Here is a 22394-nt window from a genome sequence, read left to right on the forward strand (position 1 = left end):
ATGTACAGACCTGAAAGGCTATCATTGTTACAAGTAACCATTCTCTGCAGCTCTACAATGATAGGCGCTGGAATTTTAACCATTCCACGCAGTTCTGCCAATTCAGGATACCCTGATGGCTGGATCATTGTATTAATACAGGGCGTCATCTTTGCTTTCGTTGCTTTTTTGTTGGGCTGGATTGCCGAAAAGAATGCACCAGACACCATTTTCGAGTCAAATACAAAAGGAGCAGGGGCATTCTTTGGCACAATCTTTAATTTAATGCTGATCGCCTATTTACTAGGCATTGTCGGCTTTGAGGCACGTGTCCTTGGGGAAGTGGTTCAGTTTTTCCTGCTGCAATCGACTCCCATGACCGTGATTGTGATGATTTTTTTACTCGTGGCGATCTATCATTTGAAAAGCGGTATCTTTCCAGTCGTCAAAATGGTGACCTATATTTATCCGATCACCATGGTCATTTACATAGCGCTCATGCTGTTTTGTTTAAAAATATTTGATTTTAATTATTTGCGCCCTGTGATGGCGCATGGTTTTAAAGATTTTAGTAACCTTTTCTCTCAAACCTTTATTCAATTTACAGGGTTTGAAGTGATTTTGTTTGTTGTCCCGCTCATTTATAAAGACAAATGGTCTAAGGCAAAATGGGCGGCTGCGATCGGGGTTGGAATTACTTCTCTTGTATATTCCCTCACACTCTTTATAGTGATTGGCTCCATGACCGTTGGTGAAACGAAATCTCTCACTTGGCCGACGGTTTCTCTTATACAAGCGCTTGAACTTGAAGGGGTGTTTATCGAACGATTTGATATTTTCTTACTGACGATCTGGACGTGCCAGCAGTTCATTTGTATGCTGGGTTTTTTCCAGTTTGCGATTAAAGGCTGCTTCACTGTTTTTAAAACAACCAATATAACGAGACTGTTATGGCTGTTATTTTTGATTACATCAGCACTCTCACTTTTCCCTAGAAATATCAACGAAGTCTTTTACTACTCTACTTTACTCGGCTACGCATTGTTTGCGGTTTTAGCCATTCCTTTTATTACTGCTATCCTGCTGATGATACGCAAAAAATGGGGAGGTCGTTCTACATGAGAGGCAGGCGTATACTGTTATTCTTTTTTTCCTGCTGTCTTTTCCTTCTATCAGCAGGCTGCTGGGACTTAAAGGATATTGAAAAACTATCGTTTGTACGCGGGGTTGGTATTGATGAGGAAGATGACAATGGAGTTAAGCTGACCTACCAAAACCTTGTACCGAAATCAAGTGGAACACAAGAAGCCGATTCTCCCGGCTATGTGAATGTTGTCTCAAAGGGAAAAAATGTGCTTGAGGCTGTCAGTAATGTCGCCTTGAAGGACCCGCCGATCTATAGTGATCACCTAAAAATCTTCTTGTTCGGCAAAACCCAGGCGGAGCATCACGATATTCAAGGAACACTTAATCATTTCATTCGAGATGATGAGGTTCGGCGCAGCAGCTATCTCCTCGTGTCACGAGGAGATGCGTCAAAAGTCATCAATCAAAAGTTAAAGTCTCAACAGAAGGTACCGGTTGAGCATATCTTTGAAACATCCAAAAACCGAAGCTTTAACGGAAAGATCGCACCGCCAACACGTATTGGCCGGTCGTCTGATTACTTTCAGATGGGCGTTAGCTTCCTCGTACAAAGTGTAGATGTGATCGACAGTGAAATTATTTATGATGGGGCAGGAATCATACATGGTAAAACGAGAAAGCTGATTGGTTTTATCCCAGCAAAAGATGTCCAATCTTTAAACTGGGTAATGGGCCGTATCACTGGCGGCGTTGTACCTGCCACCTACAAAGGTTATCCGATCACGTATGAAATAAAAAAAGCAAAAACCAAGGTCAAGCCCTATCTGAAAGACGGAAAGGTATCCTTTAAAATTAGCATACAAACAAATGGAAAATTGTCTGAGGATCAATATCCTCCTGAAAACTCATTCGATGAGCAGTACATTAAACGTTTTGAGCGTATCTTTGCTCATAAAATTAAAGAACGCATTCAAAAAGCAGTAAATCATGTGCAAAAAGAAGTCGGCGTTGATCCCATATTTTTAAACCAGCAGTTCCGTATGAAATATCCCGACTATTGGGATCAGCACGGTACCGAGTGGGATAGGCTATTCCAAGAATCAGACATCGATTACGATGTCAAAGTCAGCATCTTGAACTTTGGTGCAGAAGGTGCAACAAAAAGCTTTAAATGGTAATGCCATTAGGCGGTTATCCCGGTGGGGGGCCGCCCTCATACTGTTGACAAAGGGCTAAAATGATCTTGATTTTAGCCCTTTGTCTTCTTTTCAGCGTGATAGAAAACCTTTGCAGCCCTAGGAAGGACGAGCACCGGAGCGCAGACCTGCGGGCGAATGCGAGGATTTGGCTACACGCTGAAGTGGTTATCCCGATGAGGAGCCGTCTTTTTTACGTACGACAATGAGAAGCTGATACAAAGTCACTTGGTCAGACAACGATTTTGTTTGAAAGCCAAGTGATGCTCCTATTCTTGCCACCTCATCAAAAAACAATTGAACGTTTTGATCAATCTGTACATTGACCCGCTGCTCGATCACGCGTTCAAACAATTGGTCTGGGAAAAGCGCACGCATGGTGTTTGGTGTGAAGAACCGCATATGGGTTCGATCTAAAATTCCTACATCTTGATACGTAAAGTCCCCTGTCATCAAAGGAAGAAGCACCTCTGCATGCATCATGTTAGGCAGGCAGCAAATGATGATACCGTCTGGCTTTAAAGATGCGTGTGCTTGCTCAATGATGTGCCAAGGGTCTGACACATGCTCTAAAACATCTGAAAAAATGACCGCATCAAAAAAGGCCTCTTTCTCTGACCATGGGTATTCATCCGCATTTGCCTCAATCACTTCTTCGTAATACGCCTTTGCGACAGCTGCTTTTAATGCATCCGCCTCTACCCCGTACATCTGTACAGACTGACGATTCATTAGTTCAAGCCCGGTAGCTCCTGCACCGCACCCAACATCCAGCACACATGCAGCTTCCTCAGGGAGTAATTCCGTAAAATACGGATGAGGGGTGATCAAATTTAGATCTATGCCCCACTTATCTAAAAATCGAAGTCTGTTTTCAGTAAACAGTGTAGAGATGTTCGTTTCTTGATTGGCATTGAAGGTAGCATGACCATGATGATGCACAAAGGAATCATGCACAATTTGCAGCTGATACCCTTGCAGTAATGAACGTAAGCAAAGATCGTCATCCTCAAATGATCCATATACAAACCGCTCATCAAATAACCCCACATCCTCGATCAGCTTTCTTTTCACGAGCAAGCAAAACCCTACAAGCCGGTGCACATAAGTTCTCTGACCTTTTCTCTTAGACGTATATTCCTTAGCAAACGCTGGGAGCTCCTTCACATCTGTATACGACGGCTGGACCATCTGAGGGCCGCTTACATAATTGGAGACTGGCCCCACCATCCCAATCTGTTCTGATGCGAATAGCGCCTCTTTTAATGGAGGAAGCCAATTTTCCGTCACGATCGTGTCATTATTTAAAAAGAGAATGCTGTCTCCTGAAGCTTCTTTTGCCCCTTGATTACATCCCTTTGCAAAGCCTTCATTCTTTTCATTATCAATGAAAATCACATCATCCAGCTCTCTTACATATTCCTTCGTGCCGTCAGTTGACGCATTATCAACGATGATGAGTTCATATTGGTCGCTGCTCGTATGCTGTTTAATGCTTTCGATACATGTTTTCGTTAAATGGAGTTCGTTGTACGTCAGCATGACAATGCTTGTTTTCCCTTTCATCTCATTTCCACCTTTCGCCCGCCTGTTCCATATGTATGTGATAGGAAGCACGTTCAGAAGATGAGGGAATGTCCTTTCTTGATTAAACGTTTGTTTAACATAGAAAAACCAGCTGCATACGGCAGCTGGCCATTGTTCACACTGTTTTCCCTTCGTCACCTGCGACGGCACGATTTCTCTTTTTTAAATCTTCTTCAATTTCTTCAAGACTTTTCCCCTTCGTTTCGGTCACCAAGTACCTCACAAATAAGAAGGCGCCTACGCCGATGACCGCATAGATGAGGAAGAGATTACTGATACCAATCGCGCTTAATAAAGCTGGGAATGTAAGCGAGATGATTAAATTTCCTGTATGAAGGAGGAAGGTCGATACACCTGTACCGATTCCTCTTACATGTACCGGGAACAGCTCTGGAAGCATCACCCAAACGACTGGCCCCCAACTGACAGCAAAGATGACGATAAAGAGACCTAAACAAATAACGGTTGTCCATCCTGCAGCTGTCGACCCTTCGAAAAATCGGTTGACCACTGACAGGACAATTAAACTAAGGACCATTCCTGCATTCCCAAATAGGAGCAGCGCTTTCCGCCCTACACGGTCAATGATTTTGATGGCAACAAACGTCATGATGACATTCACTGCACCAATTCCGACAGTGCCTAAAATCGCCGCAGAATTTCCAAAGCCAACACTTGTGAATGTTTTTGGTGCATAGTAAATGATTGTATTTGTACCGATAAACTGCTGCAGAAAGGCTAGGCCGACACCGGCAATCAATGCTGGGCGTACCCATGGCTCAAATAATTCCTTAAAACCGCCTTTTTCTTCACTTTCCGCCTTTTGAATATCCGAAATTTCTTCTTCCACTTCTTGCTTACTTTTTCTGAGTTTAGATAATATCTCCTTCGCACGATCAGCCTGTCCGTGGACAAACAGCCAGCGGGGACTTTCCGGCATAAACAAAATTCCAGATAATAAAAGAACAGAAGGAACAACCGCAATTCCAAGCATCAAGCGCCATGCCTCTGCATCCGCTAAAGCGTAGTTCACAATATAGGCTAGAAGAATACCAAATGTGATCATGAGCTGGTTTAAAGAGGATAGTGCCCCTCGTGATTCTTTTGGCGCAAGTTCAGATAAATATAATGGAACAATCGTTGTCGAGCACCCGACAGCGAGCCCTAGTACAATTCGGAATAAGACCATCACTTCCGTATTAGGGGCAAGAGCTGTACCAAATCCGCCGATAATAAACAAAATCGCTGCGGCGATGATGGCTTTTTTCCGCCCAAATTGGTCTGTCAGCTTTCCAGAAAGAGAGGAACCAAGCATCGCTCCGATTAAAATCGAGCTGACGACAAGCCCCTCTGTAAAAGCATTTAAACCTAAATCCTCTTTCATAAATAAGATGGCGCCAGAGATGACACCTGTATCATAGCCATATAAAGCACCGCCAAGGGCGCCGAAGAAATAAAGCCATCCATTCCGATTTTTCATGTTCATAACCCCACTTTTGTCTCTGTACTCTATGAAAAGTCATTTTCCTCACTTCCTGTCATTTCAAACATTTCGATGTTTTATGACAAATATATTTCATTTGTATATCTTTGAAACTTTTTACGAGAAGGATACGTCAATTAAGCGTTAGTGAAAAAAATGTCGCACTATATCCCGTTTTAAGGTATATTTGTTTTAGTTTGTAAGCATAAAGAAGGACATCTTTACTATAAAATCATAGCGAGGGTTTAAAATATATGGATCAATCACGAAGTAAACGCAAAGGGAAAAAGCGTTTAAAACCATGGGTGAAAGTCACTCTTTTTATATTTGGTATTCTTTTACTGACGACCGCTTCTGTTACTGGCTACGCCTACTACAAAGTAACAACTGCTGCCAAAAAGGCTCAAGTATCTCTTGATCGCGGCGCACAATCTGTGAAACGGATTGAAGCATTCGATCCAGGAAAAGACAGCTTTTCTGTCTTGCTGCTTGGAATTGATAGCAGACCGGGCGAAACAGTGAAACAAGCACGAAGCGATGCAATGGTGTTGGCAACTATTAACCGCACAAACAAAACCGTTAAATTATTAAGCATTCCCAGGGACTCATACGTTAATATTCCAGGCCACGGTTTTGATAAAATTACTCACGCACACGCATTTGGCGGTGCAGATTTAACAGTAAGTACAGTTGAAGATTTACTAGATATTCCGGTCGATTTTGTCATCCAAAGTAATTTTGTAGCATTTAAAGAAATCGTCAACGAATTAAACGGTGTTCCTATTAACATCAAGGACGATTACCTTGTGAAACAGATTAAAAAAGATACAAAAGGCAAGGTTGTGCTTCAAACTGGAACTCATACACTAGATGGTGATCAAGCGCTCGCCTATGTGAGAACGAGAAAAGCAGATAGTGACTTAATGCGTGGACAGCGTCAAATGGAAGTGTTAAAAGCCATTTTTGATAAATCAAAATCTTTAACATCTATTCCGTCATACGACAATATCATTGATACACTCGGCGATAATGTGTCAACCACCCTTTCTATGAAGGAGTTAGTCGGTCTTTTCCCGCTTTTAACTTCATTGAAATCGGTTGATACTATCCAGCTTAAAGGATCTGATTACCAGCCAAACGGGGTTTATTATTTCCAATTGGATCAAAACCAGCTGAACGAAGTGAAGACTGAATTGAAGAAGCAGCTTGAATTATCATAAATAGAAGCGTCCCTTTGGGGCGCTTTTAGATTGTTGACCAAAGGGCTAAAATGATCTTGATTTTAGCCCTTTGTCTTCTTTTCAGCGTGATAGAAAACCTTTGCAGCCCTAGGAAGGGCGAGCACCGGAACAGAGCGAATTTGAGATTCGTGAGTACCGGAGCGCAGACCTGACACCGAATGCGAGGGTTTGTCTACACGCTGGAAGCGTCCCTAAGGGGCGCTTTTTCTTATTTCCTTGATCATTCGCTCATTTTTGTTTAGCCTTGATAGTGAGGAATCAACCATCCTTTTTTTATGAGAATGAAGGAAATCGTACATACTTTGAAGAGGCTATTGCATGAATGAAGGAGGATTTGACAGCGATGAAAAAAATGATTGCGATTGATCTAGACGGTACACTTTTAAATACAAAAAGTGAAATATCCGCTCAAAACCGAGAGGCATTGATTCGTGCGAAGGAAGCGGGATATATTGTGACCATCTGTACAGGGCGGGCAACTTTTGATGTAAAGGAGCTGCTTGGCGATTTGGACATCCCCATTATTGCGGCAAACGGCGGGACTGTCCATACAGAAGGATACGAGCTTTTCAGCCGAATCACATTGGACCAAGAAGCGGGCAAGCGCGCTGCTAAGGCATTAGTGGAACGAAACATTTACTTTGAAGTCTATACGGACGATGCTCTCCTCTCTCCTTACGATGGAAAAGAGAAACTAAAAGCAGAATTTGATCTGATCGAAAGCGCAAACCCAAATGAGGATCTCGCTGATCTATGGGAAGGAGCCATGACGCAATTTAAACAATTTGGCATCAAACCAGTGGATGATATCCGTCAAATTTTTGAGTCGAATGAACCGACCTATAAATTACTCTGCTTCTCGTTTGATATGAACAAACTGACCGAAGCACGAAATCTTCTGGCAGACATGCCCGAGCTTTCATTGACCTCGTCTGGAAAACATATTATTGAGGTACTGCCAAAAGAGTCTGGAAAAGGACATGCCCTGAAAAAACTCGCAGCCCATTATGGTGTAGACCGCTCACATATTTATGCAATTGGTGACAGCCCAAACGACCTTTCTATGTTTGAAGAATCAGGCCACCGCATTGCAATGGGGAATGCGGTTGATGTCATTAAAGAAAAGAGCACTTACATCACAAAAGGGAATCATGAAGATGGTGTCGCTTATTTTATTGATCTTCTTTTACAAAATCAATTCCATGAAAAAAAGACGCTTGTCTGATCAGCGCCTAGAGAGAAGTCGAGAAGTCCGATACAAGTATTGATCGGGCTTTTTCTTTATTTTTTGATTCTAACAGCCGTTTCATATTTGTCCTTCCAGTACGTACTTGTTTTCATATTGGTTAAGACAACACCGTTTGAAACAGTCACATGAATGACTTGATTTGATCCTGCATAAATTGCCGGCATCAATGATGTCCCGCTAAAGAAGACAAGATCTCCCGGCTGAAGCTCAGAACGTTTCACAGGCGTACCTGCTTTGACTTGACCTGATGCATAGCGAGGCAGCTCAATGCCAAGCACTTCTTGATACACGTACTGCGTGAACCCTGCTGTATCAAATCCTTGTTTTGGGTTCGTACCGCCTTTGACATAAGGGACTTCGCCAATATACGTAGCAGCTTTTGATACGATAGGGTCCTCTTTCGAAAGCTCCAGATCTGTTAATCGTTTGGCACCTGTCCATTTTTCGCGCCAATACGATTCAGACAAATAAGAAATTGTCACACTTTCAGAACGGCTCGCATGAATAAAGCGATCGCCTCCAATATACATACCTACATGAGAAATTCCTGGCTTATATGTGTTGCTAAAAAAGACAAAATCCCCAGGGCGAATATCGTCTAATGCCACTTTTTCTCCAACGGTCCACTGCTGTTCAGCACTTCGAGGTAAATAAATACCAAGTGATTTTTCAAATAAATACTGTAAAAATCCTGAGCAGTCGAATCCAGTCTTTGGATCGGTTCCTCCAAATACATAAGGAATACCTAAATAGGTCATCGCATCTTTCACAAGAGGGTCATCAGAAATGTTTTGTGTGCCGGGCAAGCGTTTGACCGCATAAAATCGATCAGTCCAATATTTGCTTTTGCTGACATCCGTTTTCACCACACCTTGACTAAGCGTAATATGGATGACCTGATCGTTCCCCGCGTACAACGCCACATGTGTTGGGATATCCTTCGTTTCTTCAAGACTTCGGAAATACACAAGGTCACCGGGCTGCGCTTTCTCCCATGATACCTTTTTTCCAATCTGATATTGGTCAATTACCTTCCGCGGCAAATCAAATGTTTCGGATGTCTTGTACACATATTGAATAAACCCAGATGCATCAAAGCCCGTTTTTGGATCGGTTCCTCCTTTATGATAAGGCGTTCCAATCAGCTTTTCCGCTTGCTCCAAAAGAGATGGTGTTTGAGCAGATACCGCTGGTTGAGACATGAACATCAGCCCTACAAGCGCACACCCTCCGATCAACATTCCTTTCCATTTCATGATCCTTTCCCTCCTATCTTCTATAGTTTCGGCATGACACCATTCATTTTACACCCTTTTTCGACAAAAAAAGAACACGCGATGTGCGTGCCCTTTCTCCTATTTAGGTTATTTACCTGCTTCCGCTTTTGACTGCTTTTGCTGTTCAATTTTCTGCATTTCAACCGAGATCTTTTGTTTCTCGTGATCTGTCAGACTGTCACTAAATTTAAAAGCAGACATAAAGACAAAGACTAAGATTAACGCAACAAACGGCCAGCTTGCTTTTAGGAATTTCATTTCTTCTCTTTCCCTCCGTTTTCTTTTAAGTTTTTAACTTTATCAGCGTGATCTACTTCAAAGAAAATGTGTCCGTCTTTTTCTTTCCAATCCGCATTCGTTCCATTGGTCAGCATACGGATAATCGCTTTTGATTCAAGAGATCCTGCTTTTACTGGGGCAGGTGTTGCTTCTTTGATGTACATTGGGACAACTTCAAATGTCGCTTTTCCATCTTCATTCAGATGATACTGAACAAGTGCAGAATCACGTGTTCTTGACCAGCCTTGGTCAAAAATAAAGTTTCCTAGGCTATAGAAAATCGCCGTTCCATTATAAACTTCCATCGGTTCAAGGACGTGCGGGTGAGCACCGATAATGATATCAGCACCGGCCTTAGACATCGCTCTTGCCAATTCTTTTTGTCTGTCGTTTACTTCATTGTTGTACTCCTGTCCCCAGTGAGCATGAACAACGACGAGATCTGCCTTTTCAGCAGCCTGCGAAATCATCGGAATAAAGATAGATGGATCGGCTGGCAGAATACCCGCCTGGCGATTCGTTGCTTTGAAATCTTTCCCATACACATCTGTAAAACCAAGCGTTGCAATTTTGACACCATTTACTTCTTTGTATGAAATGTTCTGCTTCGCATCTTGGAGGTTACGACCTGCACCTGTATAATCCATGTCAGTTTGTTCAAAGGCATCGATTGTATTATTCAGCCCTTTTTCACCATAGTCTGCCGCATGGTTATTGGCAAAGTTTAAGACAGAGAAATTTAAATCCTTCAATGCTTGGACAGAATCTTCATCTGTTTTTAAATGAATATTCTTTTGGGCTGCCTGTTCTTTATCTGATGCGACTGGATGCTCAAAGTTTCCTGTCACATAATCTGACACATCAAAATATGGCTTGGCATAGCGAAAGAGATGCTCTTTACCATAGCGTTCTGTTACTTTCTCTACGTTTCTTCCAAACATAATGTCACCGACAAACGAAGCGGTCAGGATGTTTTCTGGATTCTTTTGTACAGTTGGCACTTGTGCTTTCCCGATAAACGTAAATAGAAATGTACAAGCAATGACGATCGGTAAAGCAATGAGTACGTGTTTATTCGTCTTTTTCTTTTGGTTCTTTGTGATTTTCAGCAGCTTTTCCTGAAAGCTCAATTTTTTATTCATCATTGGACACACCTTATCTTAAAATAGATAGTAAACATACATGATGGCAAATGTTGCACCACTTAGAAGTAACGTGCTTCCAAGGGTAATTGTAAGACCTTGCTTTTGAATCGTATTCGCAATCAATCCAGGGACGATGATTCCAATTCCGCGGAATTCTGCTATTTCAAATGGGACCACTGGATAGAAGAAATCAAATATGAGTTTTAAGGCAATCCCTGTAATGAGCATCGCAGCAAACTTTCTGCGTCCGTATAAAATCATGAATTTTGATAAGCCAAAACGAACGATCACATACGTAAGCAAGCTGACAGATAAGACGACTAAAATGAAGACTGGCTGGTTAAATACGAGCGCCAGATAACCTGGGACAACAAGTCCAGCTGGTACGATTCCTGTTTTTTCTGCAAAGATTAAACTGAGTAGAACACCTAAAATTAACGAGATATAAAGATCTGATCCGAACATTTTCTATATTTCCTCCTAGCTGACAAGCTGCTTAATTTTGTATTCTTGAATTTTTTCGATTAACGGTTCAGCGGCACCATGGATATTGCCGACTCCATAAACCACTCGATTATGAAGCTTTTTCTCAAGCATATTCATAATTTGTTCTGTAGATTGATATTCAAGGTTGTGTAAGTGGTCAGCCGGAATTTTCCCTTCCTCATATGCCTTCACAATTGGATCTGTTGTTTCACCAATTAAAACAAGGTCACTTGCTTCAATATAAGGAAGTACATCCTCCGCAAACTGGATCGTTCTATCTACTCGATCCGCACGGCAGTTCATAATAATAATCGGTTCATCTGTTGGATATCCAATTTCTTTCACACGCTTCCAAATGTTCAATGTAGAGGATGCGTCATTTGCCGCAAATCCATTTACAAAGTGTCCAGGTGTTTTCGCGTCCATTAATGGAAGAATTCTCATCGCTCCTGGATCAGGCGGCGCATTTAACATTCCTCTGAATGCCGTATCTTCATCAATCCCTAATGCTTGGGCAACACCAAGTGCCAGTGAAGCATTATCTGGGAAAACCATGTACTCAAATTTCCGCAAAAACTCATCAGAAATCTTGGAATTATCTGCAACAATGACTTCTGTGTTGCGTTTTTTCGCAATCTCTTTAAAGAAATCCGTATATTCACTATCCGTAATAACCAAGTGTCCATTGTAAGGAATTGTCGCTGTAAAGGCTTCTGCTATTTCATCAAGTGTTGGCCCCATGACGTCCATATGATCTTCAAGAACGTTTACGATTACGCCAATGTTTGCTTGAAGCAGCTCTTCCTGAAAGATAATTTGGTAATCTGGATTTACCGCCATACATTCACTGACGATGGCATTTGCTCCTCTTTCAACTGTTTCTCTCATAACTTCCTTCTGCTCTCCGATATTCGGTCCTTGCGGTTTCCTTTTAATCGGTTTCTCCTCTGGCGTATCCCAATAAATCATTCTTGCATCCGTTCCCGTTGTTTTACCGACAGTTTTATAACCTGCCTCCATTAAGATACCGGTTGTCAATCTTGTGACGGTAGACTTTCCGCGAATACCATTAATATTGACGCGCACCGGCAGGGCATCGATATTTTTCTGATGACGCTTCTTTTCAATAAAGCCAATCCCTAACATGATGACACAGGCTATAACGATTAACCACATCGCTATCTACATCTCCTTTTTTTATGAGTGTGATATGTAAATTCAATCAACAGTATATCTGTTCAGCATAAAATCACAATCGGTATTATGTAACATAATCTTTCACTTCCTCGTATGCCAAATTCCTCTAATCAAAAGGCTATTTTGCCTACCTATCCTTTAAATGAAAAGGCCAAAAGACGGACAAAAATCAGTCTGAATTTCTGCTGAATTCATGAGAAAGCGTTAACATCAATGATCCGAAAATCTTTTGTCCTTTTCTCCCTAAATTTTTCGACAATTATTAAGATGTATTTTGAATCAATGTTTTAAAGACCGTTATTCTCTATAACATCAGTCATATCAGCGCTTTAAATGAATAGTGCGTGTTTTGGAATGTTTTATATTTTTGAACGAACAGGTTAGAAAGTCATTCTCCTTGGTCAGATTGCTGTGTGTTGACCTATGACAAAGGTCACCTCTAAAAAAATCAAGTCATCTGCTTATTTTTAGGTCACGAAAAATTGGGATAAGATGTAAAACTTTGATCATTTCGGTGTACCTTCTCTTTACGAGATTCGCACCTTATGACCTAAACAATGAAACATTATTCATTTGTTTTTATCAAGATTCATCATTTCTTAACATTTTTAATATGAATTTAGTTGAAAGTTGTCAGCTCATGTCATGCTTTCCCCAAAGGTGACGAATAAAATTCGCTTCTCCGCTTACACTATGGTTAAAAAATCTGTGAGAGGAGGCTCAAGATGCCAAACTCCAATGAGCAAACACGCCTGCATTTTTTATCAGGAAGCTTTGAGGAAAAAATCCGGATCCTGAAAAAAACATTTCAGCAAAGCGGCGATTTTGAATACCGAGAATTAATGGTGAATGAAACGAAATCTGCGCTGTTTTTTATAAAAACAAGAATAGATGAAGGAAAACTAAATGATTTCATAATCGGCAACTTGTTAGGCCCTCCTGGAAAGCAGGATTATACAAAATCTCTTAGCACACTTGAAACAGGCGACTTGACGCTGATCACAGACAGTATTATTGCAGGAAGTATTGCCTTTCTTGATGAAAACTCCTCACAAATTAAGCTATTTGCTGTTGGACAGCCTCCGCTGCGCTCTATTTCTGAACCTTCTTCGGAAAGTATTATCGCAGGCGCACATGATGGATTTGTTGAAAGTCTTGATACCAATATCTACTTACTGCGTTCCCATTTAAATGATCGGAAGCTCGCCATTCAATATCATAAGATCGGTACAAAATCGGAAACAAAGCTTGCAACGGTTTATATATCTGATATTGCCAATCAAGAAAAGGTCGAAGAGGTCAACAGACGGATTTCTTCTATTAAAGTAGACACACTGTTAAGTCCTGGCTCTATCGTTGAGGCAATTGAGGAGGATTCATTTTCTATTTTCCCGCAGCTGATTGATACAGAACGTCCGGACAAGGTGAGATCTGCGATCCTTGAAGGCAGAATAGTCGTACTCATGGATGGTAGTCCAATGGCCATCATTCTGCCTATCACGTTCTTTAGCTTCTTTCAGTCACCAGATGATTATAACAGCCGCTGGATTCCTGCTACGTTTATTCGAATTTTGCGTTATCTTGCCTGCATCATCGCAGTTATATTGCCATCTTTTTATATTGCTGTTATTGCGTTTCATTATGAGGTTGTACCTGATGAACTAGCCATTACTATGAAGAACTCTATTATCGGAATTCCCTTTCCTCCATTAATAGAGGCTATTTTGATGGAGATCACGATTGAACTCATACGTGAGGCTGGAGTGCGTCTGCCTAAACCAATCGGGCAGACCATTGGAATCGTAGGTGGTTTGGTTATTGGGGATGCGGTTGTACAGGCAGGACTTATTTCGAATGTCCAAGTGATTGTAGTCGCTGTAACTGCTGTCGCTTCATTTGTACTTCCGTCGTTTGAAATGACGTCCACCATCAGGATGCTTCGTTTCCCGCTCATGTTTATGGCATCAATGTTTGGATTTATTGGCATTTCATTTGGGCTCGCCATTATGCTTATGAATTTATGCCGCTTAGAATCACTAGGGGTACCATATTTATCACCTGTTGCTCCATTTAACTGGCAGGACTTAAAAGATACTGTGGTTCGACTCCCAATGTGGATGTACAAGAACCGACCTGTTTATTTAAATCCGCAAAAGAGCAAACAAATTGAACAACTGAGAGGATGGAAAAAGAAAGATGAAAAATAAAATATCTCCACCTCAAGCTGTTTTTTTTATTATCCAATCTCAAATTGGTGTTGGAATTTTAGCTCTCCCCCATTTGCTGATGAAAGACATAGGACACGATGGCTGGATGGCGATTATTTTAGCGTGTTTTTTTATACAGATCATCAATACGATTTTTCTTTATATCATCTACAAGTATCCTGAAACGTCATTTTTCCAAGTGCTGATTGAGGTCTTTGGAAAATGGATTGGACGCATCTTGGTCACGCTCTATACGGTATACTTTGCCTCGGTTTGTATCGTTGTGCTTTCAATATTCACAAGGATTCTTGGCATTTGGGTGCTCCCGCTTACACCAAACTGGGTCATTAACCTATTACTCATGATATGCATTATCTATATCGCAAAGGAGCAAATTACAGCCATTGTCAGATTCAACTTTATCTTAACGCCCTTTTTGCTCATGCTCTCTCTATTGATGTTCTATGCATTGAAAGGAACCAATATTGATTATCTCATGCCTTTTTTCCAAACGGATGTTTCTCAACTCCAAATTGGATTGAAGGATGTGGTGTTGTCAATGAATGGATTTGAGATGATTCTGGTCATCTCCCCACTAATGAAGGGCTCCATTAAGGAACGATATAAAGTGATGACCATTTCAAATATATGTACGACACTTTACTACCTATTTATTACATTAATTTGTTTTATGTTTTTCAGCCCGGCTGAGCTTAATGTCATCCCGAATCCTGTTTTGTACCTTTTAAAAACCATTACGTTCGGTGTCATTGAGCGGACGGATTTAATTTTTCTAAGCTTTTGGGTCTTTGTCATTCTAGCTACACTGAGTAATTATCTGTACTTTTGTGCAAATGGTGTATCCAGTATGCTTAAGAAAAAAAATCACAAAAAATATGTCTACTATTTTGCCATTTTGATTTATGCTGTCAGCTGTTATCTTTCAACTGATAACTTTAGAATTCAGCGCTTTAATGACTTTACCACTGTTGCACAATATTCATTTATTTACACACTTCCGATCATGATGGCCGTTATTATCTTGATCAAACACCGCAAAAAGAAGGTGAAATCACATGCATCATAAGTACATGTTGACACTGCTTATTTGTGTTTCTCTCATTTTCATGCCAGGCTGCTGGGATCAAAACCTATTAAAAGACATCTCTCTTGTTTTAACTTCAGCTGTTGATCAAGGAGAGGATGACAATGCGAGATATTCGATTACCTATCGAAAGGTGCAGCAGTCTCAAAGTATGCAGCAAGGGAATACCGGCAGTTATTTAACCACTGTTCTCACAACCGATGCGCCTACTTTAAGAAAAGCAAGAAGCAATTTTAGCCGGAGTGTAGACCAAAAAATCGATATGTCGAAAATGCGTGTGCTGCTGATCGGTGATGAATTTGCCCAAAACCGGCTGCTCCCTTACTTAGATATGTTTTACCGCGATCCCAAAAGCCCTTTACTCGCAAACTTGGCAGTGGTGCAAGGCGGGAGCTGTGTAGATTTAATCAATCAACTGCTCAAGGAAAAACTGATTGTGAGCGACTATTTAAACAACCTGATCACTTCTGCATCACGCTCCTCACAAGTTTCACCTAAGAACATTCAAAATATCCGGTCCAAAATGCTGCAAACCGGTGAGGATTTCACACTGCCGTTACTCTACTACGATAAGTCAAAAAAGTTAACGAGTGTGAGGGGGGTTGCCTTATTTGATAATGAGAAAAAGAAAGGTGAACTCTATGCCCAGGATGCCATTCTGCTCACCATTATGGATGGAAAAATGGGCAGCTATGCAAACTTCACGAAAAAAGTAAGAAGTGATATGAAATTAAAAGAGAACAATTACATCACCGTTCAAGTAACCGATTCAAAGAGAGACATTAAAATCGTCAATCCTGATCACCGAAACTTAACCTTCTCTCTTGAGTTTGAATTCACCACCTCTGTTATTGAATACCCGAAAGACAATTTAGATACAGATAAAAAAATTGAAATGTTAAATAAAAGGCTATCAGCTATTTTCACAAAAGACGCTGAAAAAGTCATTGCCGCCCTGCAAGAAGCGAATTCTGACGTTCTCAGCCTTGGCAGAAAATATCGGGTAAGACACTATGATGAGTATATGAAAATGAACTGGGTCACCGATTATCCGAAGGTGAAAATCATTCCAAAAGTGAAAGTGAACATTACACAAACAGGTATTATTAGTTAAGAAAAGGAAGAAGTCATCTTTCTTTTCTTTTTTTAGATTGTCATTTTGATTCTTTCATGATAATCTATGTGTGTAAACGGTTACACATTCATGAAGGGAGGCTCTCCATTGGCTACCATTAAAGATGTTGCAAAAGCTGCACAAGTGTCTGTTGCCACTGTTTCACGCGTGCTCAATGATACTGGATACGTCCATTCAGATACGAAAACCCGCGTGACACAAGCGATGCAGGAGTTGAACTACTTTCCCAATGAAGTGGCTAGATCCCTTTTCAAAAGAGAATCACGCTTAATCGGCTTAATCTTGCCTGATATCACAAACCCCTTCTTTCCTCAACTAGCTAGAGGTGTTGAGGATGAGATTCATGCGCACGGTTTTCGGTTATTATTCGGGAACAGTGATGAGGATCGAGAGAAGGAAATGGCCTACTTACAAACCTTTAAACAAAATCAAGTGGTCGGTGTCATCGCAGTCACAAATGAACCTGAATCAGATATATACAACGATGATGATTTACCTGTTGTGTTTTTAGATCGAACCGTTCCACATGCACCTTCTGTTTTTGCAGATGCTGCAGCTGGCGGGAAAATGGCCGCAATGGAATTAATTAGACGCGGCAGCCGGCAGATCACACTGCTAAAAGGACCTGCCCATCTACAAACAGCTCGGCAGCGCTTCAAGGGCGCACTCGATGTTCTCACGGATACAGGTGTCGACTTTCATGTGATGTCTAATGCTTCCTTTTCCTTTCAAGAAGCCCGAAAAAGCGCCAAAGCCCTCTTCCAGCTGTACCCTGAAACAGATGGGATCATTGCCAGCAATGACATCGTCGCAACAGCGGTCATCCATGAAGCGCTTCGTATTGGAAAAGCCATTCCAGGAGACGTTCAAATCATTGGATTTGATGATATTCCGCAAAGCGAGCTGCTTTTCCCTTCCTTATCGACCATTAGGCAGCCCGCCTATGAGATGGGGAAAGAAGCGGCACAGCTGTTAATCAAAGCGATTCAGAAACAACCGATAGATCAGCCAGTTATTCAAATGCCCGTCTCTTTTATTGAACGAGAGACCACAAGAAAGGTGGATTCACAATGAGTCATATTGTTGTAGTAGGAAGCTGTTCAATGGATTTAGTCGTCACATCAGATAAACGGCCAAATGCCGGGGAAACGGTTTTAGGAGAATCGTTTAAAACGGTCCCAGGCGGAAAAGGTGCCAATCAAGCAGTCGCAAGTGCCAGACTCGGTGCAGATGTATATATGGTCGGCCGAGTTGGTGATGACGCTTATGGTCAGGAAATTCTCAGTAATTTACAAACACAAGGTGTCCGCATCTCACATATGAAACCGGTTACCGAAATGGAGAGCGGCACAGCTCATATCATTTTAGCAGAAGGTGATAACAGCATTGTCGTGGTCAAAGGGGCAAATAATGAGGTCACTCCTGACTATGTAAATGATGCTCTTTCTACAATTGATGATATCGGGATGGTTCTTATCCAGCAGGAAATACCTGAAGAAACGGTCGAAGCGGTCTGCTCCATTTGCAGTGAAAAAGAAATCCCTGTGATTTTAAACCCTGCACCAGCCCGCAAAGTATCGCAGCAAGTTTTAAATCAGGCTGCTTACATTACACCGAATGAACACGAAGCTGTTCTTATGTTCGATGGTCTGCCAATTGAAGATGTCTTGCGTCAATACCCTAACAAATTACTAGTCACAGAAGGAAAAAATGGGGTTCGATATTTTGATGGATCGAAAGAAGTGTTAGTTCCAGGTGTACCTGTCGAAGCAGTCGATACAACAGGAGCTGGCGATACCTTTAACGGTGCCTTGGCTGTCGCCCTAACAGAAGGCAAATCCCTCTATGACGCACTTGCCTTTGCCAACCTTGCAGCATCAATGTCCGTCACAAAGTTCGGCGCACAAGGCGGCATGCCAACAAGAGAAGAATTGGAGAAAAAGAAATGAAAAAAAACGGCATCCTAAACAGCCATATCGCCAAGGTGCTTGCTGACCTTGGCCATACAGATACAATCGTCATCGCAGACTGCGGCCTCCCTATTCCAGAAGGTCCAGTCAAAATCGATCTAGCATTATCAATCGGCACACCGTCCTTTCAGGAGGTCACCTCCCTCCTTCTTCAGGAAATGGCTGTTGAAAACATGACTGTGGCTAGTGAAATCAAAGAGGCCAATGAACGAGATCACTTATTTCTTAAGAAAGCGTTCTCAAAACCATTACATGAAGTAGACCACGAGACGTTCAAAGACATGACCAAACAGGCAAAAGCAGTCATTCGAACGGGTGAAGCCACCCCATACGCAAACTGCATTCTTCATGCCGGTGTCATCTTTTAAAAGGAGGAGCCAGATATGAACATAGAGATGCATAACATCCATAAGGCTTTTGGGAAAAACACCGTTCTCTCCGGGGTCTCCTTTGACCTCGTCACAGGCGAAGTCCACGCACTCATGGGTGAAAATGGTGCGGGAAAATCAACTTTAATGAACCTGCTTACAGGTCTTTATTCTTTAGATCAAGGAACGATACAAATCGACGGAAAAGAAACCGCTTTCAAAAATCCGAAGGAAGCGGAACAGCACGGCATCGCCTTCATTCATCAAGAGCTCAACATATGGCCGGATATGACCGTCTTGGAGAACCTATTCATCGGGAAAGAAATCTATACGAAGCTTGGGCTGCTAGACACAAAGAAAATGAAGATCCTCGCCCAAACGCAGTTGGACCGATTGTCTGTGAATCTCTCGCTTGATCAAGAGGCAGGCAGCTGTTCTGTTGGACAAAAACAAATGATTGAGATTGCAAAGGCATTAATGACCGATGCGAAAGTCATCATCATGGATGAGCCGACAGCAGCTCTAACGGAACGTGAAATTGAAAAGCTCTTCCAGGTCATTGAATCTCTCAAAAAAGAAGGCGTTTCCATCGTCTATATTTCTCACCGTATGGAGGAAATCTTTGCAATCTGTGACAGGATTACGATCATGCGTGATGGAAAAACGGTCGATACGAAAGCCATACCTGAAACGAACTTCCACGAAGTCGTCAAAAAAATGGTCGGCCGTGAATTGACAGATCGATTTCCCGAGCGAACGCCTTCTACAGGAGATATTGTCCTCGAGGTGAAACAAGCAACGAAAAAAGGACAATTTCAAGATATCAGTTTCTCAGTTAAAGCTGGAGAAATCGTCGGTGTTGCAGGCTTAATGGGGGCTGGCCGGACCGAAATGATGCGGTCACTCTTTGGCCTTGATCCTCTTGACCAAGGAGAAATCTGGGTTCACGGAAAAAAGGCTGTTATTAAAAAACCAAGTGATGCTGTCAAGCTCGGTATCGGCTTTATCACAGAGGATCGCAAGGATGAAGGGCTCATGCTTGATGCATCCATCCGAGAAAACATCGGTCTGCCAAACTTAAAAAGCTTCTCTCCAAAGGGACTGATTGATAAGAAAAATGAACAGGATTTTGTCGACCTGCTCATCAAACGACTGACGATTAAAACGGCTTCCTCTGACATTTCTGCCCGAAGCCTGTCTGGTGGAAATCAGCAAAAAGTCGTCATCGCCAAATGGATCGGCATACAGCCAAAGGTCTTGATTTTAGATGAACCGACACGAGGTGTCGACGTCGGAGCGAAACGAGAAATCTATCAGTTAATGAATGAACTGACCGATCGAGGCGTTGCCATTTTAATGGTCTCCTCTGAACTCCCAGAGATACTCGGGATGAGCGATCGAGTACTCGTCATTCATGAAGGAACCATCAGCGGAGAATTAGACAAAACAGAAGCAACACAGGAACGAATTATGACACTAGCTACAGGAGGGAAGTAACATGAAACCACTTACTTCAAATGGACGATTTGATAACATCATGCAAAAGCTTGGGCCATTCTTAGGACTCATCATCCTTGTCGCCATTGTTTCTATTTTAAACCCGGCCTTTTTAGAGCCTTTAAACATCTTAAACTTACTGAGACAAATCTCCATTAATGCCCTCATTGCCTTTGGGATGACGTTTGTGATTTTAACTGGAGGTATTGATTTATCAGTTGGTGCCATTCTTGCACTGTCCAGTGCCCTGACTGCCGGCTTTATCGTTTCTGGCATGGACCCGATTTTAGCCATTATCGTCGGCTGTATCATCGGTGCCGTTCTCGGGATGATTAACGGTCTTTTAATTACAAAAGGAAAAATGGCTCCTTTTATCGCAACGCTTGCGACGATGACAATTTTCAGAGGTTTGACACTCGTTTATACAGATGGAAACCCGATTACTGGGCTTGGCTCTAACTATGCCTTTCAGTTATTCGGCCGCGGATATTTCTTAGGCATTCCTGTTCCAGCGATCACGATGCTTCTCACCTTTATCGTCCTTTGGGTACTGCTTCATAAAACACCTTTCGGCAGAAGAACATATGCGATCGGTGGGAATGAAAAAGCGGCTCTCATCTCAGGCATCAAAGTACCGCGCGTGAAAATTATGATCTATTCGTTAGCAGGCTTCATGTCTGCCTTAGCAGGTGCGATCTTAACATCTCGTCTGAATTCTGCACAGCCAACAGCTGGTACGTCCTATGAGCTTGACGCCATTGCTGCCGTCGTACTTGGCGGGACAAGCCTGTCCGGCGGAAGAGGACGAATTGTCGGCACACTCATCGGGGTACTCATTATTGGTGTCCTGAACAATGGTATGAACTTACTTGGTGTTTCATCATTCTATCAATCTGTTGTGAAAGGGATTGTCATCTTGATTGCAGTCCTGCTAGACAGAAAGAAATCTGCTTAAGGAGGCAGCTGCTATGAAAAAATATCTTATTCTCATCCTGACTCTCTCATTGTTCATGCTTTCTGCCTGCTCACTTGAACCACCTGAGTGGGCCAAGTCATCAAAAGATGGCAAGAAAAAAGACATCAAAATCGGGCTGTCAATCTCGACATTAAATAACCCATTCTTCGTTTCTTTGAAAAACGGTGTGACAAAAGAAGCGAAAAAGCTAGGCATTGACGTCGTGATTGCAGATGCACAAAATGATTCAGCTAAACAAACAAGTGATGTAGAAGATTTAATTCAGCAAGGTGTCGACGCATTGCTCATCAACCCAGCGGATTCATCTGCCATATCAACCGCTGTCGAATCAGCGAACGCTTCTGATATACCTGTCATCACATTAGATCGCTCAGCCGAAAGTGGAAAGGTAGAAGCACTTGTCGCCTCAGATAACGTCAAAGGCGGCGAAATGGCAGCTAAATTTATCATCGACAAGCTCGGCAAAGGAGCAAAAGTCGCTGAATTAGAAGGCGTACCAGGCGCTTCCGCTACACGTGAGCGCGGAAAAGGATTCCATCAAATAGCAGATAAAGACCTAAAAGTGACAGCGAAACAAGCTGCTGACTTCGACCGGACAAAAGGACTGAATGTCATGGAAAACCTCCTTCAAGGAAACCCTGACATCAAAGCCGTTTTTGCCCACAATGATGAAATGGCACTTGGCGCGCTAGAGGCAATTCAAAGCTCCGGAAAAGACATTCTCGTCGTTGGTTTTGACGGGAACGAAGATGCACTCAGCTCAATCAAAGCAGGAAAACTCTCTGCAACAGTTGCGCAGCAGCCAGAGCTGATCGGTCAACTGGCAGTCGGTGCTGCAAACGACGTATTAAAAGGGAAAAAAGTACAAAAGAACATCGCAGCTCCACTGAAACTAGAACAGAAGAAATAAACAGAACCCCCGAGCATCACT

At 42.1% G+C, this 22394-nt stretch carries 20 protein-coding genes; 13 read left to right on the forward strand and 7 right to left on the reverse strand.

Annotated features, from left to right (window positions below; translation table 11 throughout):
- Both QR42_RS16330 and QR42_RS16335 read left to right on the forward strand, forming a co-directional pair.
- On the forward strand, nt 1–1101 hold the full coding sequence (locus QR42_RS16330) for a GerAB/ArcD/ProY family transporter (protein WP_039181939.1): 1101 nt from the start codon (nt 1–3) through the stop codon (nt 1099–1101).
- Complete coding sequence (locus tag QR42_RS16335; RefSeq protein ID WP_039181942.1) at nt 1098–2243, forward strand: Ger(x)C family spore germination protein; 1146 nt, start codon at nt 1098–1100, stop codon at nt 2241–2243. The genes QR42_RS16330 and QR42_RS16335 overlap by 4 nt, the downstream gene beginning before the upstream one ends.
- A gap of 186 nt (nt 2244–2429) precedes the next feature.
- On the opposite strand, the gene QR42_RS16340 is transcribed toward QR42_RS16335, so the two are convergent.
- Together QR42_RS16340 and QR42_RS16345 are read right to left on the reverse strand one after the other, a co-directional pair.
- Nucleotides 2430–3827, reverse strand: a complete 1398-nt coding sequence (locus tag QR42_RS16340) for a bifunctional glycosyltransferase family 2 protein/class I SAM-dependent methyltransferase (RefSeq protein WP_039181944.1) — start codon at nt 3825–3827, stop codon at nt 2430–2432.
- 136 nt (nt 3828–3963) lie between these two features.
- Entirely contained in the window at nt 3964–5328 is a 1365-nt protein-coding gene (locus QR42_RS16345; RefSeq protein ID WP_126682393.1) for a sugar porter family MFS transporter, read from the reverse strand.
- A gap of 257 nt (nt 5329–5585) precedes the next feature.
- Here QR42_RS16345 and QR42_RS16350 point away from each other — a divergent pair, with 257 nt between their 5' ends.
- Both QR42_RS16350 and QR42_RS16355 read left to right on the forward strand, forming a co-directional pair.
- The gene (locus QR42_RS16350) at nt 5586–6551 is read left to right on the forward strand and encodes an LCP family protein (RefSeq protein ID WP_039181951.1); all 966 of its coding nucleotides are present in this window, start codon (nt 5586–5588) and stop codon (nt 6549–6551) included.
- A gap of 364 nt (nt 6552–6915) precedes the next feature.
- Nucleotides 6916–7797: a Cof-type HAD-IIB family hydrolase gene (locus QR42_RS16355; RefSeq protein ID WP_180272449.1), complete on the forward strand. Its 882-nt coding sequence runs from the start codon at nt 6916–6918 to the stop codon at nt 7795–7797.
- A gap of 56 nt (nt 7798–7853) precedes the next feature.
- Here the strand turns inward: QR42_RS16355 and QR42_RS16360 are convergent, their stop codons facing one another.
- The 5 genes from QR42_RS16360 to pgsB form a co-directional block, all read right to left on the reverse strand.
- Nucleotides 7854–9077: a C40 family peptidase gene (locus QR42_RS16360; RefSeq protein WP_039181956.1), complete on the reverse strand. Its 1224-nt coding sequence runs from the start codon at nt 9075–9077 to the stop codon at nt 7854–7856.
- A 108-nt stretch (nt 9078–9185) separates the two neighbouring features.
- A complete protein-coding gene (locus QR42_RS19500; protein WP_087976066.1) occupies nt 9186–9356 on the reverse strand; it encodes an extrachromosomal elements maintenance protein EdmS in 171 nt (56 codons plus the stop codon).
- Nucleotides 9353–10519 carry a CapA family protein gene (locus tag QR42_RS16365; RefSeq protein WP_039181959.1) on the reverse strand — a complete coding sequence of 389 codons (1167 nt, stop codon included), beginning with the start codon at nt 10517–10519 and terminating at the stop codon, nt 9353–9355. Before QR42_RS16365 ends, QR42_RS19500 begins: the two co-directional genes overlap by 4 nt.
- Before the next feature lie 18 nt (nt 10520–10537).
- Nucleotides 10538–10987 carry a poly-gamma-glutamate biosynthesis protein PgsC gene (gene pgsC, locus QR42_RS16370; RefSeq protein ID WP_007497520.1) on the reverse strand — a complete coding sequence of 150 codons (450 nt, stop codon included), beginning with the start codon at nt 10985–10987 and terminating at the stop codon, nt 10538–10540.
- 15 nt (nt 10988–11002) lie between these two features.
- The gene (gene pgsB, locus QR42_RS16375; RefSeq protein WP_039181962.1) at nt 11003–12184 is read right to left on the reverse strand and encodes a poly-gamma-glutamate synthase PgsB; all 1182 of its coding nucleotides are present in this window, start codon (nt 12182–12184) and stop codon (nt 11003–11005) included.
- A gap of 746 nt (nt 12185–12930) precedes the next feature.
- On the opposite strand from pgsB, the gene QR42_RS16380 reads away from it, so the two are divergent.
- The 9 genes from QR42_RS16380 (at nt 12931) to rbsB (ending at nt 22373) form a co-directional block, all read left to right on the forward strand.
- Nucleotides 12931–14412, forward strand: coding sequence for a spore germination protein (locus QR42_RS16380; protein WP_039181964.1), 1482 nt, complete (start codon nt 12931–12933; stop codon nt 14410–14412).
- On the forward strand, nt 14402–15499 hold the full coding sequence (locus QR42_RS16385) for a GerAB/ArcD/ProY family transporter (RefSeq protein WP_039181967.1): 1098 nt from the start codon (nt 14402–14404) through the stop codon (nt 15497–15499). Before QR42_RS16380 ends, QR42_RS16385 begins: the two co-directional genes overlap by 11 nt.
- Complete coding sequence (locus tag QR42_RS16390) at nt 15489–16631, forward strand: Ger(x)C family spore germination protein (RefSeq protein ID WP_039181970.1); 1143 nt, start codon at nt 15489–15491, stop codon at nt 16629–16631. The genes QR42_RS16385 and QR42_RS16390 overlap by 11 nt, the downstream gene beginning before the upstream one ends.
- A gap of 108 nt (nt 16632–16739) precedes the next feature.
- Nucleotides 16740–17726 (forward strand): LacI family DNA-binding transcriptional regulator, encoded by a 987-nt coding sequence (locus QR42_RS16395; protein ID WP_039181973.1) that lies wholly within the window; start codon nt 16740–16742, stop codon nt 17724–17726.
- On the forward strand, nt 17723–18601 hold the full coding sequence (rbsK, locus tag QR42_RS16400) for a ribokinase (protein ID WP_039181976.1): 879 nt from the start codon (nt 17723–17725) through the stop codon (nt 18599–18601). Before QR42_RS16395 ends, rbsK begins: the two co-directional genes overlap by 4 nt.
- Nucleotides 18598–18990 (forward strand): D-ribose pyranase, encoded by a 393-nt coding sequence (gene rbsD / locus QR42_RS16405; RefSeq protein ID WP_039181978.1) that lies wholly within the window; start codon nt 18598–18600, stop codon nt 18988–18990. The genes rbsK and rbsD overlap by 4 nt, the downstream gene beginning before the upstream one ends.
- A gap of 15 nt (nt 18991–19005) precedes the next feature.
- Complete coding sequence (locus tag QR42_RS16410) at nt 19006–20487, forward strand: sugar ABC transporter ATP-binding protein (RefSeq protein WP_039181980.1); 1482 nt, start codon at nt 19006–19008, stop codon at nt 20485–20487.
- A 1-nt stretch (nt 20488) separates the two neighbouring features.
- On the forward strand, nt 20489–21442 hold the full coding sequence (rbsC, locus tag QR42_RS16415; RefSeq protein ID WP_039181984.1) for a ribose ABC transporter permease RbsC: 954 nt from the start codon (nt 20489–20491) through the stop codon (nt 21440–21442).
- 13 nt (nt 21443–21455) lie between these two features.
- Nucleotides 21456–22373, forward strand: coding sequence for a ribose ABC transporter substrate-binding protein RbsB (gene rbsB, locus QR42_RS16420; RefSeq protein ID WP_039181987.1), 918 nt, complete (start codon nt 21456–21458; stop codon nt 22371–22373).
- Nucleotides 22374–22394 lie beyond the last annotated feature (21 nt).

This window comes from Bacillus sp. WP8, assembly GCF_000800825.1.
Classification (GTDB): domain Bacteria; phylum Bacillota; class Bacilli; order Bacillales; family Bacillaceae; genus Bacillus; species Bacillus safensis.